Here is a 13,477-nt window from a genome sequence, read left to right as displayed (position 1 = left end):
CCATGCCCGTCCTGAACGAAGGAATGAACCTCGGCGACGTCCTCAAGTATGAGGGACTGAACCTCTACTCCCGCGAGACCGTGACGGTCCTGGCCGGCGATGGCGCGGACCGGGTCATGGGCGTGGGGACCGTCATCGGTCGCCGCACCAAGTCCGATGCCGTAGCCGCCGCCGATCCCGGCAACACCGGCGACGGAACCCTCGACAACCTGGCCCTGGGGTCCCAGGCGGTCCCCGGCGTCTACCGGCTCACCTGCATCGAGGCGGCGGCCAATGGCGGCATCTTCCAGGCGGTCACGCCCCAGGGTCACCGCCTGCCCGACATCACCGTGGGCCAGCCCCATGACGGCGACCACCTGAAGCTCACCCTCAGCGATGGCGCGGTGGATTTCGTAGTGGGCGACATCTTCACCGTCACCATCTCGGGTGATGGCAAGGTAACCGCCTTCGATCCGTCCGCCGTGGATGGGACCAATGAGCCCATCGGCGTCATGGCCCGGGACGTGGCCGAGCCCCCCGGCAACGACATCCCTGAAACCGCCATCCTGCGCCACGCCATCCTGGCCGATCACGCCGTGGTCTGGCCGGAGGGCATCACCGTTCAACAGAAGGACGACGCCATCGCGGCCCTGCAAGCCCGTGGCATCCTCATCCGCACGGGAGTCTGATCGCCATGTCTCTTTCCGCCAATCCCTTTTCCAACGACGCCTTCGGCGCGGTGGCGCTCACCGCCGCCATCAACGTCCTGCCCAACCGCTATGGCCGGGTGGAATCCCTGGGCCTCATGCCGGCCCGGCCCGTGCGCCTGCGCAACATCGCCATCGAGGAGCGCAACGGGGTGCTGTCGCTCCTACCCACCGCCGCCGTGGGTTCCCCCGGGACAACCGGCAAGCGGGGCAAGCGCCGGGTGCGCTCCTTCGTGGTGCCGCACATCCCCCACGATGACGTGGTGCTCCCCGAAGAGGTCCAGGGCATCCGCGCCTTCGGCTCCGAGGGGGAACTGGCGGCGCTCTCCGACGTGCTGGCCCTGCATCTTCAGTCCATGCGCGACAAGCACGCCATCACCCTGGAACACCTGCGCATGGGGGCGCTCAAGGGCGAGATCCTGGATGCCGACGGCTCCACCATCTACGACCTGTTCGGCGAGTTCGGCATCACCGCCAAATCCATCAACTTCCAGCTCGGCTCCGCCACCACCGACGTCAAGGCCAAGTGCCTGGAGCTGAAGCGCCACATCGAAGACAACCTGCGAGGCGAGTTCATGACCGGCGTCCACTGCCTGGTTTCGCCCGAGTTCTTCGACAAGCTCACCAGCCACGCCAAGGTGGAGAAGGCCTACGAACGCTGGATGGAGGGCGAGGCTTTGCGCGCCGACATGCGCTCCGGCTTCACCTTCGCCGGTGTGACCTTCGAGGAGTACCGGGGCCAGGCCACCGATCCCGAGGGGACCGTGCGCCGTTTCATCGGCGAAAACGAAGGTCACGCCTTCCCCCTCGGCACCAGCCAGACCTTCGCCACCTACTTCGCGCCGGCGGACTTCAACGAGAGCGTGAACACCCTGGGCCAGCCCCTCTACGCCAAGCAGGAGCCCCGCAAGTTCGAGCGGGGCACCGACCTGCACACCCAGTCCAACCCGCTGCCCATGTGTCACCGGCCCGGGGTGCTGGTGAAGGTGGTTGCCTCCTGATGAACACCTTCTGGACCGATGCCGTGGCCAGCCTGGATGCAGCCTGTCAGCAGACCTTCGGCATCCAGGTGACCTACATCCCCTCCATGGCCAACCGACCCGACCTGTATGGAAAGTCCATTTCGCTCACCGGTATTTTCGACGATGCCCGGGAGATGGTCACCTTGATGGGCGGCCCGGGCATGGAGGCGGTGGTGCCCAGGCCGGTGCTGGAGATCCGTTCGGCGGATCTGGGCTTCACCCCCACCGAAGGGGATGAGGTGATGGTGGATGGCATCACCTACCGGATCCTGGATGTGCAACCCGATGGCCATGGATCCATCAAGCTGGTGCTGAGTCGCAACCCCAGTCCAGGCTGAGCCACGTCATTCGGAGAACACGTTCATGGCCACCGCTTCCAATCTCGCCCCGTTCTACCGGGGCGACACCAAGAGCTTCAACCTGACTTTCCGGGACGCCAACGGCGATCCCATCGATCTGTCCGGCCATGAGCTGTGGTTCACCATGAAGCGCGAGATCGGCGATGCGGATGATGCGGCGGTGCTGCAGAAGCGCATCGTCTTCCTGCCCAACGCCGAATCGGCGGCGGGCAACGGCGTGCTGATTCTGGATTCTTCCGAGACCAGCGCCATCGACCCGGGCACCTACTACTTCGACATGCAGAAGGTGATTCCGGAGAACCCGCCCCTGGTCACTACCTTGATGAGCGGTCGGGTCAGCGTTCTGCCGGATGTGACCCAGAGGGTCTCCTGATGGCCGACCACACCATCAAGGTTGCTATCACCCGGGAGACCATCCACGTCCCAACGGCGGATGGGGAGATTCTGTTCACCATCCAGGAGGAGCGTCTGGATTTCTCCTCACCGCTGGTGCTGGCGGTGCCGGGCTGGCCCTTCGGTCCCAACCCCAACCGGGTGGATGGGATCGTCCGGAACACCCCCTTCGAGATCGACCGGGTCACCATGCCCAGCTACTACCGGGTGGTGAAGTGGCTGTTTCTCCTCAGCGATGAGGAGAACGACCTGGCGGTCACCAGCGAGATCAAGGCGCTGCGTCGGGGCGACAACGTCCACTTCATGGAGTACGCCATCATGGGGGACTCCTCGGTGATTCCCTACGACCTGGACGTCATCGAGGATGGCAGCGCCGTGCGGCTGATCATCAACAGCCGCTATGAGGGGGTGCTCAGCGCCCGAACATCCAAGATCGGCGTTTTCAACTGACATCACCAACCAACATCAACGTGCTCATGCGCCCGGCCATTGGTCGGGCGTTTCTGTTTCTACTCCCTTTTCGCGAATAGGAGAACACCATGGGAATTCCCACTCTGTTTGAAGCCCGAGGCGGTATCAGCATCGGCGTGGCGGTTCTGTCCGGCACCGGCGCGCCCGGTGGCGCGGGCGGTCATCCCGACGATGCGGTCAAGGGCTCCATCTACCTGGATGACTCCAACGGCCAGATGTGGCTGAAGAAGACCGCCGGCACCGGTGCGGACAAGTGGGTCCGCATCCAGAGCCAGGATGATCTGGATACCGCGCTGCTGGGTCAGTCCTGGCGGGAACCGGTCAAGCTGCGTGATGCCACCAGCTATGCCGACATGACTGCCGCCGAAACGGCGGTGAATACCGGCACCATCGATGGCGTGGCCGTGGCCGACGGCGACCGGATCCTGTTCGAGGCCATCACCGGCGAAAACAGCAACGTCTTCATCGTCACCGGTACCCCTGGCTCCGGGGCGATTCTGGTGGAGGATGGCAACGACGCCTCCAAGGGTGATGCCCTCTATATCCAGGACGGCACCGATGCGGGCAAGCAGTACGCCTTCAACGGCAGCTCCTGGGTTCAGCAGGGCAGCGCCTCCAGCACCGAGATCGGCTACCTGCAGTCCTTCATCGGCAAGTCCGGCAACGGCAACGAAGCGCCGGACTACCTGAGCACCCATGTGGTCACCGACGGGGATGCCTTGGAGAAGGCCATTGGCGATCTGGACGCCGAAATCGGGGGTGGTATCGCCACCCCGCAGACCCGCACCGCCGGCCCCATCAGCGATCAGCCCGTCAATCTCAACCTGAAGGCGTTGGATGATGCCATCGGTCCCAACGTCACCTCTACCCATCAGGTGGCAGCGGCGGACTCCGTCAACGCCAACATCTCCGCCCTGGACGCCGCCGTCGGGGCCGATGTGGTCACCCCTCAGGTGCGCACCACCGGCGCGATCTCCGCCCAGGCTGCCAACCTGAACATCCAGTCTCTGGACGCCGCCATCGGCGCGGATGTCACCTCCACCCACTTCGTCGGCGCGGCCAGTTCGGTCAATGCCAACATCAGCGCCCTGGACGCGGTGCTGGCGGATGTGAAGACCGAATCCAAGACCGATTCGGTGACCGCTCTGGCCACCCTGGACAGCGTGCTGGTGGACGAGGCGTCGGTGGTGGAGTGGACCATCCATGCCCGCAGTACCGTCACCGGCTCCAAGGTGTGGAGTGGCAAGGTGCTGGCCATGCACAACGGCACCACGGCGGCGGATGCCACCGATGTGGACTTCAACCTGTTCGCCATCCTGAAGATGGGCGGCATCATCAACCAGTTGGATTTCGATGTGGATCTGAACGGGGCTGGTGTCTCCCAGACGCTGCGCCTGCGCGCCTCCAGTGGCGAAGCGGTCAACATCACCGTCACTCGGAGCATTCTGAACCAGCTGTAAGACGGGATGAATCAGGCGGCCAAAACGACATCGGCCCAACCTCTCATGGGGTCGGGCCGATGCTTTGGCTGCTGCTTCTTTTTGCTGGGAATGACTTGCTGGGGAATTTTGGTCACTGCCCTGGCGATGGGGTTGCGCCGTTTGGGCGGCTCCGGTTTTGGCTTCTTGGCCATGTTTCTTCCTCCTGTTGTGGTGAGCCCGTCTCCCATGAGACGGGCCGTCACTCTATGGGTTTCATTGAGGAAATTCAATCGAAATGGACGATTACCTGTCCGCAGAACCCCTGATCGTGGCCCGTCTCAAGGAGCAGATCCGGGATGCCCGGATTCACTCTTCCTGGGGAGTGCCGGCGATCCGGGAGAACCACGACCTGCCGCCGTCGGTGATCGTCTTCCTGGAGGAGGACGCCCCCGGCGCGGTGGCGGACACCGGTTCCAGCCAGAAGGTGGAACAAACCTGGCTCTGCCTCGTGGTGGTCCGGGACGCGGAGACGGAATCCGGAACCCTCGTCAGCCAGGTAATCCGGGCCATGGCGGGGTGGAAGCCCGCCGGATCTCCATTCTCTGCCTTCAAGCGGGTGAAGTCGGCCTATGCGCCGGATTACTCCCCCAACGGCGTCTTCTATTTCCCGCTGGCCTTCGCCACCAGCTTCGTCTTCAGCGCTTCGAAGTGACTTCAGGTCAGCGGAGACAGGGAGGATTCCAGCCATTGGGCGAACTCCTCCTCGGACAGGTTGCCGTCTGCCAGCCGCATGAAGGTCTGGTACTTGTCGGCAGCGGAGGCCTGGAGCGTCAGGCCGTTCAAGCGCAGGAACAGCAGGCAGGTCACATAGGCGACCCGCTTGTTGCCATCGACGAAGGGATGGTTGCGGGCAATGCCAAAGGCGTAGGCCGCCGCCAGTCTTGCCAGGGTCGGAGGCGTGTCGGAATAGGCCATGAGATTGTGGGGACGAGCCAAGGCGGAGTCCAACAGCCCTTCGTCACGCAACCCCTCGGGACCTCCGTGTTCCGCCAGTTGCCGTTGATGGATGGCCAGGACGGTTTTCTTGAGAAGCCAAACCGGATCGGCCATCAGCTTCCCAATTTTTTCAGCACGTCGCGATCCTCGCGCATGATCTCCTCGGCCACATCCATCTGCCGGGCGAACTCGGGATCGTAGGCGGTCAGCTCGATCCCCTCGGGGGTCTCGACGGCAAACAGGGAATCTCCCTTTTCCACCCGCAACCGGGCCAGGAGTTCCTTGGGCAACACCACGCCGGTGGAATTGCCCACGGCGATCAGCTTCAGGGTCGTCATCGTTCAAGCTCCTTTCACGATCATTATAACGCCTGTAATAACGTCACGCCACAGCAATCCAACATGCCAGGGAGGTTCACCCAATGGCCAAGAAAACCCACACCCTCATCGGCGGGGGTGAATGCTTCATCGCGCCCTTCGCTGGCGGAGCCGCCATGCGCTTTCTCGGCGAGGCGTCCAAGGTGGAACTCAGTTTCAGCGAGGAGAAGAAAACCCTCAAGAACTACTCCACCCCCGGCGGCGGCAACGCCGACACCGTCTCGCTGATCACCGACGTGCAACTGGTGGTCACCGCCCACGGTTTCGACGCCGAGGCACTGGCCATGGCCACCTTCGGCGAGGCGGGCAACATCGCCGGCGGCTCCGTCACCGATGAGTCCCACACCGCCTACCTGGGGGGCTACATCCGCGCCGCCGCCGGAGTGAATCTCACCGCCGTCACCCTGACCAACACCGGCACGCCCCTGGTGGAAGGAACCGACTACGAGGTGAAGGGTGGCGGCGTTTGCATCCTGCCCGGGGCGGTGAACGTGAGCGATGGCGACACCGTGCTCATGAGCTACACCCACGCCGCCAGCCGCACCGTGGAGGCGATCCTGAACGCCGGCAAGGAGTATCGCATGGTGTTCGACGGGTTCAACCAGGCCAACGACAACACCCCGGTGGTGCTGGACGTCTGGCGGGTGAAGAACACCCCGTCCTCCATTGGCCTCGTCACCGACGACTTCGGCAACATCGAGTTCACGTTCGACGTCTTGAAGGACGACGCCAGGACCGGCATCGGCGTCTCCAAGTTCTTCAAACTGACCCAGATCGAGGGGTAATGATCCATGGCCATTGATATCCAGAAAGAGGTGGCCGGGATCACCTTCCTGGTCCACAAGCTGACCATCCGCGAGATCTACGAACTGTTCGCCCGGGCCGACGTGCCCCGGGATCCCAGTGAGGAACCGGACTGGATCGGCAACGTCCTGTTCGAAGACGTCACCCTCCAGGATGTCCTCACCTTCACCGACCTCAACCGGGAGCGGCTGCTGGAGATGCTGCCCGGCGACGTGGAGGCGGTCATCAGCGAGGTGAAACGGGAGAACCCCCATTTTTTCGCCGCATGCCGCCGTCTGGAAGAGGCCGGCAAGCGGCTGGACGCAGTGATCACGTCCAAGCCGTCGGACGGTTCAAGCGCGCCGTCTTTACCCTGATCCGCCTGGGGCACCATGGCGTCTGGGACTATACCTGGGACGCATTCCTGGATGCCCTGGATTTCGAATCCTCCCTGGACAAAGAGAAACCCTGAACCATGGCCAGCACCCAGGCGGCGTTGGAATTCGTTATCCGCGCCAACGATGACGATCTGCGCGCCAGCATCGCCCGCATGGAATCCGACTTCCGGCGCGGCGTCCAGGGCATGGCCAGCGCCGCCCAGTCCCAGGCGCAGAGGATCAATCAGGCCCTCTCCGGCATCCAGGGCTTCCGGGATCTCAAACGGCAGATCGGCGAGACCGAATCCCAGTGGCAGGCGGCTACCCGCGAGGTGGCCCGCCTTGCCCGGGAATTGAGGGAGACGGAAACCCCCACCCGGGCGATGGCCCGGGAGTTCGAACGAGCCAAGCGCAACGCCGGCGGGCTGAAGGATCAGCTGGAGGCCCAGCGGGAGGCGCTGCACCGCATGCGCGGCTCCCTCCGCGAGGCCGGGGTCGATACTGCCCGCCTGGGCGAAAGCCAGGAGCGCCTGCAGCGGGAGATGCGCGCTGCCACCCGGGAGGTGCAGGAACAGTCCCGGGTAGCTCGTGCCTTCGGAACTCTCGGCGTGCGTTCCATGCGCGACGTGGAAAACGAGGTCCAGCGGCTGGAGAACGCCTATCGGGAGTTGTCCCGCTCGGGCCGGGTTTCCGCCGCCGATCTGAACCGCGCCCACCAGCAGATGCAGCGCCGGGTGCGGGATCTGCGCGGAGAGATGAACGGCCTGGATCGCTCCCTTGGAGGCATGGCCGGATCGGTGCGCGGGCTGGTGGCTGCCTATGCCGGGTTCGAGTCGATCCGCGTCGCTTCCGGCTTCATCAAGGATTCCATTCTCACCTATGCCCGCTTCGATGACGTGATGCGGCAGGTGGGGGCCACCTCCGGGGCCACCAAACAGGAGCTGGCCGACCTCACCGAACTGGCCAAGCGGATGGGTTCGTCCACCCGGTTCTCTGCCAGTCAGGCCGCCGAGGGGCTGAAGGCCATGTCGTTGGCGGGGCTCTCTGCTTCCCAGCAGATGCAGGCCTTGCCCCGGGTGCTGGAGTTGGCCGCCGCTGGCTCCGTCGATCTGGAAACCGCCGCCGGCATCGCCACAGCCGCCATGGCCCAGTTCGGGTTGCAGGCCGAGGACCTCACCCAGGTCAACGACATTCTGGTGACCGCCTTCACCAACTCCGCCACCGACATCCAGGGGCTGGGGTTGGCGCTGCAATACGCCGGTCCCGTGGCCAAGGCCGCCGGTAACAGCTTTCAGGAGACGGCCACCGTCCTGGCGCTGCTGGCCAAGAATGGCTTTTCCGGGGAGAAGGCCGGCACTGCTTTGCGCGCTGCCTACGCCCGGCTCTTGAATCCGGTGGACAAGGCCCGGGAGGCGATCAACCGCCTGGGCCTGCAAACCCGGGACGCCGCCGGTCAGTTGCTGCCCATGACCCAGATCCTCCGCAACCTAAAAGCCTCCGGTGCGGACGCCGCCTCCATGATCGAGATATTCGGCGTGGAGGCCGCCCCGGCCCTGATGGCCGCCGTGGGGATGTCGTCGGCGGCCTTCGAGGAACTGGTGGCGAAGTTCGATCAGGTCGGCGGTGTCGCTGGCCGCGTCGCCACCGAGATGGAGGCAGGTATGGGCGGTTCCCTGCGCTCCCTGGAGTCCGCCTGGGAGGGAGTGAAAATCGCCGTCGGCGAAGCCATCGAACAGCACGGTTCCCTCAATCTGAAAGAACTCACCGCCGTCATCAACGAGAACAAGGACGCCATCGTCGAACTGGCCCTGGCCGGTGTGGATCTGGCCGCCATGCTGGCGAAGATCGCCATAGAGGTGGGGCAGTTCCTGCTGGAATGGAAGGATGTCATCGCCGTTTTGGGCACGGTGGCCCTGACCGTGAAGGCGGTCTCCACGGCCACCAAGGTGCTGATGGCGGTGCAGACCGCCCAATGGTTCATCGCCAGCAGTCAGGCGGCATCGGCCTTCGTGGCGGTGCTGGGGGCTCAGGGGCTGGCCGGGGCGCTGGCCCTGGCGCGCACCCGACTGTTAGCGCTGCTCTCCACCAACGTGGCCGGTTTCTTCACCACCGGGGCCACCGGCGTGCAAGGAATGTTGGCGGTGCTGGGCCGGGCGGGACTGGTGGGCGCGGCAGCGGCCGCCGTGGGCTCCCTGGGGTATCTGGCCTACCAGTGGTGGCAGACCAAGAAGGCCGAGGACGCCGCCGCCGAATCGGGCAAGCTCGCTGCCGAAACCCAGGACCGGCTGGCTGCCCGCCTCAAGGAGATCTCCGCCCAGCTCGGGATCAACATCCCGGACATGGCCACCTTCAACCGGCTGCAGAAGGAAGGGGGCATCATCGCCGACGAGGCCGCCGGCGGGTGGAGGCTCTCCGCCCGGGCCGCCGCCGAAGGAATGCGCGAGCAGCATCGGGAGGCGCAGGCCACCGCCCAGCAGATGCAGCAGCTCACCCAGCAGCGGGAAGCGGCACAGCGCAATCTGGCGGCCCTCGAAAAGCAACTGGCCGACGAACAGAAGCGCCTGGCCCGGGAGGCATTGGCGGAAAAAATCCGCACCGCCGAGCAGTCGGTGCAGGCCGCCGAGCGCGCCGTCCAGCAGAGCCTGGAGGCGGAGAAGCGACTGGCCGCCGAAATCCAGGCCATCGAGGAGAAGAAACGCTCGGCCCGCATGTCCACCGAGGACAAGATCCGGGCGCTGCTGGAACGGAACATGTCGGACCGGGAGAAGGAAGCATCCCGCGCGGCGGCGGCCTCCCAGAAGCTGGCCGAGGCCCAGCGCATCCTGGCCCAATCCAACCTCTCCGAGCAGGACATCAAGTGGGCCGAGTCCCTGGCCCGTGGGGCGCAGGACGCCTTCGCCAGCCTGGAGAATACCTCCACCGCCATCCGGGGCGTGCAGGATGCCGGCAACGTGTTGGACAGCCTCTACCAGCGCCAGGAGCAGGCAGCCCGGCAGGCGCTGGGGTCACAGCAGAAGGAAACCGCTTCGCTGACTCAGCAACTGGAGCTGGCGAAGCAGACCGTTGCGGCCCTCAAAGCCGAGATGGACGCCATCCCGGAGAAGGCCACCAAGGCGGTGGAACTCCAGGCACAGGTGGAACAGGCACAAGCATCACTTGCCGCCATCGAAGCGCAACTGGCCGGCATCCGCGACAAGACCGTCACCGTGACGGTGCGCACCGTGGAGGCCCATGCAGGCGGTGGCGTGGTGGGGCTCGCTCGGGGTGGTCGGCTCCCAGGTTATGGCGGCGGCGACCGCATCCCGGCGCTGCTGGAGGCCGGCGAGATCGTCATCCGCAAGGAGCGCTCTCGGGTGTTCCGGGATCTGCTGCTGGCCATCAACTCCGCCCCCATGGAGACGATACGCCGGATTCTGCCGGACGTGCCCCGGTTCCAGGAGGGCGGACTGGTGGGCGCGCTGCAGATTCCCGCAATCCCCTCCCTGGCCCTGGCCGGCGGCGGGATGGTCTCGCCGCCCATCGAGGGGATGGTCCGGCTGGACCTGACCATGAACGGGCGTCCTGCCGCCTCCATCACCAGCCCGCGCCAGCAGGTGCGGCAACTGGTGGACGCCTTGAAAGAACTGCAGAGGGGAACGTTCTGATGCGTTCACCACAATGATGACCATGGCCGCCTTGTGCGGCCTTTTTTACGTCTGGAGACCGCCATGAAGAAGCTGGGAGACCTGATTCTTCCGGACTCCCTCCAGTGGACCGACTGGTGGGAGTGGTCCCCCGTGGCCATGGAGACTGCCCGCACCCTGGGTGGCGCGCCGGTGGTCTGGTCCCAGCCCCTGGCCAAGGGCAGGCCCATCACCCTGGAGGCCGCCGACGAGGTGACCTGGCTGGACCGTGCCACGGTGGAGGCCCTGGATGCCATGGCCGCCCAGCCCGGGGCCGTCTTCACCCTGATCTGGGAGGGGGTCTCCCGGTCGGTGATGTTCCGCCATCAAGACGCCCCGGCGATTTCGTTCCAACCCATCTGGCCGCACCACGACCTGTTCACCGGCACCATCAAGCTCATGGAGATCTGACGCCATGCCCATCCAATCGTCTGAACTGCGCTTCTACAAGTCCGCCACCGTCAGCGACGCCTCGTCCAACGGCGGCCGCATGTCCGCCAACGAAATCCCTGACGGGGTGAAAAACAACGTCTGGCCCGACGTCCCCCAGGGGGAGCGGCTGGCAGGGTCCACCAAGTTCCGCAAGGTTTTCTTCAAGGTGGCCAACGACGACGACATCCGCCTGATCAACCCGCGCCTGTTCGTGGAGACCCCCACGCCCGGCGATGACCGGGTGCTGATCTTCCCCGGCACCCAGACCGATGCTCAGGGGGATCTGACCGGCTCAGAGCGGCAGTACGGTTCCGGATGGCTGGACGCCAACGTCTCCATCGGGGCCACCTCCATCGCCGTCAACGTCGAGTCCGCCGCCGATGCCATCTTTGCGGACGGCGATCTCATCCGCATCTCCGACAAGGACGGCGTGGACGACGCCACCGGCAACGTGGAGTTCGTGCGCCTGGCCGCCACCGGCGGGGTAACCTGGAATGGCGACAAGGCGACCCTCACTTTCGCCGCCGGCCAGTCCCTGCAGAGCGGCTATGCCGCCACCAACACCCGGGTGGGATCGGTTATCGAGGCGGCGAACGTGGAAGCGGCCTGGGACAACTGGTCCGGCTCCACCGTGGCCGGAACCTACGACGGCTCCGCGCCCACCACGCCCCCCAGCACCACCGTGCCGCTGATGGACTCCATCGGCAGCATCGAGCAGACCTGGACCATCACTTTCTCCGACGCCAACAACTTCACCTGCGTCGGCGACACCGTGGGTGACGTAGGCGGCGGTTCCATCGTCGGAGGCGACTTCTCTCCCAACAACCCGGATTTCGACCGGCCCTATTTCACGTTGCCATCCATCGGCTGGGGCGGAACCTGGGCCAACGGCGAGACCATCACCTTCCGCACCCATCCGGCGGCCATCCCGGTCTGGTGGAAGCGCATCGTTCCCGCCGGGGCCAACAGCCTGTCAGCGGACAAGGTGGTGGTGGCCATCACCGGCGAATCGGCCTGATTTCAGCCTCACTCAACGCGATAACTGCGTTGGCTGCGTCATCGGCTCCTCGCCGTGCAGATGCACTGTCTCGTCGCCTCTTCCTTGCCGCCTTGTTCTCACATTGATTGAGGCCGAAATGCCATGAGCGAGATCTCCACCAGCCTCACCATCAACTTCACAGCTCAAGAGCTGGACGAGCCATTCGAACTGGTCGCCGATGACGACGACCAGGGCGGCTCCGCGCCGGTGCAGGTGGCCTTCAGCCAACTGACCTCCACGGTCTGCGGCTGGGGGCGCATCTGCTATGGGATGACCCAGATCACCCCCCTGGCCGTGACGGAGCCGGGCCGCAAGCGCATCAAGCTCTACTGCTCCAGCCGGGTGGCGGCCACGGCGCGGTTGATCATCGACGGCGGCACCGCTCGCCTCATTGGCCGCCGTTCGGAACCGGTGGTGGAGGCGCTCACCTGGACCCGGGAGCACGCCAAGCGGCTGCGCTGGTTCCACGACAGCCCGGCGGTGGAGGTGATCGAACGCACCCCGTTCCGGGACGCCTCCGGAAACCGCGTCGATGCGCCCCGCTACGACCGCTCCCGGGGGGAGTTCCATTCGCCCAAGGAGGTGATCGGCGCGCTGGTGGTGCGCTACGACGCCGGTTTCTCCCTCTTTGATGTCACCTACGGCAATGGGCGGGAGACCGCTTCCGTATCCCAGTTCGCCGAGATGCAGAGCGCCTGGCAGTCGGGCAACGTGGAGACCGCCGAGATCCCGCCGGTACGGGTGATCGCCCTCTCCGAATGGCACGCCACTTTAGGATCATTCGAGCGCAAGTTCTGGCCGGTGGGCGCGCCCAGCATCACCTTCCGCACCCGAACCTCATCCGGCAGCGACAGCCAGAATGACGCCGACGAGGACGAAGAGGACTCCGCCGACGGCTTCTACCAGGAAGTGCCCGGCACCCGCCAGACGGTCCAGGAGCGCATCTACCACCCCGAGGATCCGGAGCAGTACCTGGACGTGGAGAAGACCCTCTACCTGGAGGCCCGCAACACCGTCTCCGGGCGGACGCTCAAGCTGAGGCTGCTCAACCATGCCAGCGGTTAACCTGGGCCCGCTGGATTCGGTGGTGGGTTTCCAGCTCAACCGCACCATGCGCGGCACCCTGGAGATCGAGGGGTGGCAGCACAAGACCTACCAGTGGTGCTACGCGCTCTTCGTCACGAGTAAGCCCATCGAATGGAACGGTCGCCGGGTGCGGGTAAAGGGGCTGGCCTCGGGCCACCGCACGGAACTGACCGCGCAGGTGGGTTCCATGGGCTTCGGTCTCTCCGGCCTGCCGCCGCCCCGGTATTTCTTCCCGGTGGAGGTAAAAAGCCAATACCCCAAGCCTGGCGGCGGCGACGTGCCCACCCCAGGCACCTACCACGACGCCCCGTGCCGCCAGTATTTCCCATGGACCGATGGCGAGGAAGCCATCGCCACCCTGATCGATTGAGGT

Annotated in this window: 17 protein-coding genes; 14 read left to right on the top strand and 3 right to left on the bottom strand. The window is 65.2% G+C overall.

Features of this window, described 5'->3' with window-relative positions; translation table 11 throughout:
* The first annotated feature begins 2 nt into the window (after window positions 1–2).
* The 6 genes from MAIT1_RS01200 to MAIT1_RS01175 all read left to right on the top strand — a co-directional run bounded on the left by MAIT1_RS01200 (window position 3) and on the right by MAIT1_RS01175 (window position 4,391).
* Entirely contained in the window at window positions 3–668 is a 666-nt protein-coding gene (locus tag MAIT1_RS01200; protein ID WP_085440196.1) for a head decoration protein, read from the top strand.
* Between the two features lie 5 nt (window positions 669–673).
* The gene (locus tag MAIT1_RS01195) at window positions 674–1,687 is read left to right on the top strand and encodes a major capsid protein (protein WP_085440195.1); all 1,014 of its coding nucleotides are present in this window, start codon (window positions 674–676) and stop codon (window positions 1,685–1,687) included.
* Window positions 1,687–2,046 (top strand): head-tail joining protein, encoded by a 360-nt coding sequence (locus MAIT1_RS01190; protein WP_085440194.1) that lies wholly within the window; start codon window positions 1,687–1,689, stop codon window positions 2,044–2,046. The genes MAIT1_RS01195 and MAIT1_RS01190 overlap by 1 nt, the downstream gene beginning before the upstream one ends.
* A 25-nt stretch (window positions 2,047–2,071) precedes the next feature.
* Window positions 2,072–2,440: a hypothetical protein gene (locus MAIT1_RS01185; protein WP_085440193.1), complete on the top strand. Its 369-nt coding sequence runs from the start codon at window positions 2,072–2,074 to the stop codon at window positions 2,438–2,440.
* On the top strand, window positions 2,440–2,910 hold the full coding sequence (locus tag MAIT1_RS01180) for a hypothetical protein (RefSeq protein WP_085440192.1): 471 nt from the start codon (window positions 2,440–2,442) through the stop codon (window positions 2,908–2,910). The genes MAIT1_RS01185 and MAIT1_RS01180 overlap by 1 nt, the downstream gene beginning before the upstream one ends.
* 89 nt (window positions 2,911–2,999) lie before the next feature.
* Entirely contained in the window at window positions 3,000–4,391 is a 1,392-nt protein-coding gene (locus MAIT1_RS01175; RefSeq protein ID WP_085440191.1) for a hypothetical protein, read from the top strand.
* 11 nt (window positions 4,392–4,402) lie between these two features.
* Here MAIT1_RS01175 and MAIT1_RS21735 read toward each other — a convergent pair whose 3' ends face one another.
* On the bottom strand, window positions 4,403–4,564 hold the full coding sequence (locus tag MAIT1_RS21735; protein ID WP_158089243.1) for a hypothetical protein: 162 nt from the start codon (window positions 4,562–4,564) through the stop codon (window positions 4,403–4,405).
* Window positions 4,565–4,647: 83 nt separating this feature from the next.
* Here MAIT1_RS21735 and MAIT1_RS01170 point away from each other — a divergent pair, with 83 nt between their 5' ends.
* Window positions 4,648–5,064, top strand: a complete 417-nt coding sequence (locus MAIT1_RS01170; protein ID WP_085440190.1) for a phage tail terminator protein — start codon at window positions 4,648–4,650, stop codon at window positions 5,062–5,064.
* 2 nt (window positions 5,065–5,066) lie between these two features.
* On the opposite strand, the gene MAIT1_RS01165 is transcribed toward MAIT1_RS01170, so the two are convergent.
* Complete coding sequence (locus MAIT1_RS01165) at window positions 5,067–5,462, bottom strand: type II toxin-antitoxin system death-on-curing family toxin (RefSeq protein ID WP_085440189.1); 396 nt, start codon at window positions 5,460–5,462, stop codon at window positions 5,067–5,069.
* Complete coding sequence (locus MAIT1_RS01160; protein WP_085440188.1) at window positions 5,462–5,686, bottom strand: AbrB/MazE/SpoVT family DNA-binding domain-containing protein; 225 nt, start codon at window positions 5,684–5,686, stop codon at window positions 5,462–5,464. Before MAIT1_RS01160 ends, MAIT1_RS01165 begins: the two co-directional genes overlap by 1 nt.
* 83 nt (window positions 5,687–5,769) lie before the next feature.
* Here MAIT1_RS01160 and MAIT1_RS01155 point away from each other — a divergent pair, with 83 nt between their 5' ends.
* From MAIT1_RS01155 to MAIT1_RS01125, 7 genes are all read left to right on the top strand, one after another.
* Entirely contained in the window at window positions 5,770–6,510 is a 741-nt protein-coding gene (locus MAIT1_RS01155; RefSeq protein ID WP_085440187.1) for a phage tail tube protein, read from the top strand.
* A gap of 6 nt (window positions 6,511–6,516) precedes the next feature.
* Window positions 6,517–6,885, top strand: a complete 369-nt coding sequence (locus tag MAIT1_RS01150; RefSeq protein WP_085440186.1) for a hypothetical protein — start codon at window positions 6,517–6,519, stop codon at window positions 6,883–6,885.
* Between the two features lie 98 nt (window positions 6,886–6,983).
* Window positions 6,984–10,529: a phage tail tape measure protein gene (locus MAIT1_RS01145; RefSeq protein ID WP_085440185.1), complete on the top strand. Its 3,546-nt coding sequence runs from the start codon at window positions 6,984–6,986 to the stop codon at window positions 10,527–10,529.
* Between the two features lie 63 nt (window positions 10,530–10,592).
* A complete protein-coding gene (locus MAIT1_RS01140; RefSeq protein ID WP_085440184.1) occupies window positions 10,593–10,958 on the top strand; it encodes a hypothetical protein in 366 nt (121 codons plus the stop codon).
* A 4-nt stretch (window positions 10,959–10,962) separates the two neighbouring features.
* Window positions 10,963–11,997, top strand: coding sequence for a hypothetical protein (locus MAIT1_RS01135; protein WP_085440183.1), 1,035 nt, complete (start codon window positions 10,963–10,965; stop codon window positions 11,995–11,997).
* A 123-nt stretch (window positions 11,998–12,120) separates the two neighbouring features.
* The gene (locus MAIT1_RS01130; protein WP_085440182.1) at window positions 12,121–13,083 is read left to right on the top strand and encodes a hypothetical protein; all 963 of its coding nucleotides are present in this window, start codon (window positions 12,121–12,123) and stop codon (window positions 13,081–13,083) included.
* Complete coding sequence (locus tag MAIT1_RS01125) at window positions 13,070–13,474, top strand: hypothetical protein (RefSeq protein ID WP_085440181.1); 405 nt, start codon at window positions 13,070–13,072, stop codon at window positions 13,472–13,474. The genes MAIT1_RS01130 and MAIT1_RS01125 overlap by 14 nt, the downstream gene beginning before the upstream one ends.
* The last annotated feature ends 3 nt before the right edge of the window (window positions 13,475–13,477 follow it).

This window comes from Magnetofaba australis IT-1 (assembly GCF_002109495.1).
In the GTDB taxonomy this organism is placed as follows: Bacteria; Pseudomonadota; Magnetococcia; order Magnetococcales; family Magnetococcaceae; genus Magnetofaba; species Magnetofaba australis.
This window is presented reverse-complemented; position numbering and strand designations above follow the sequence as displayed.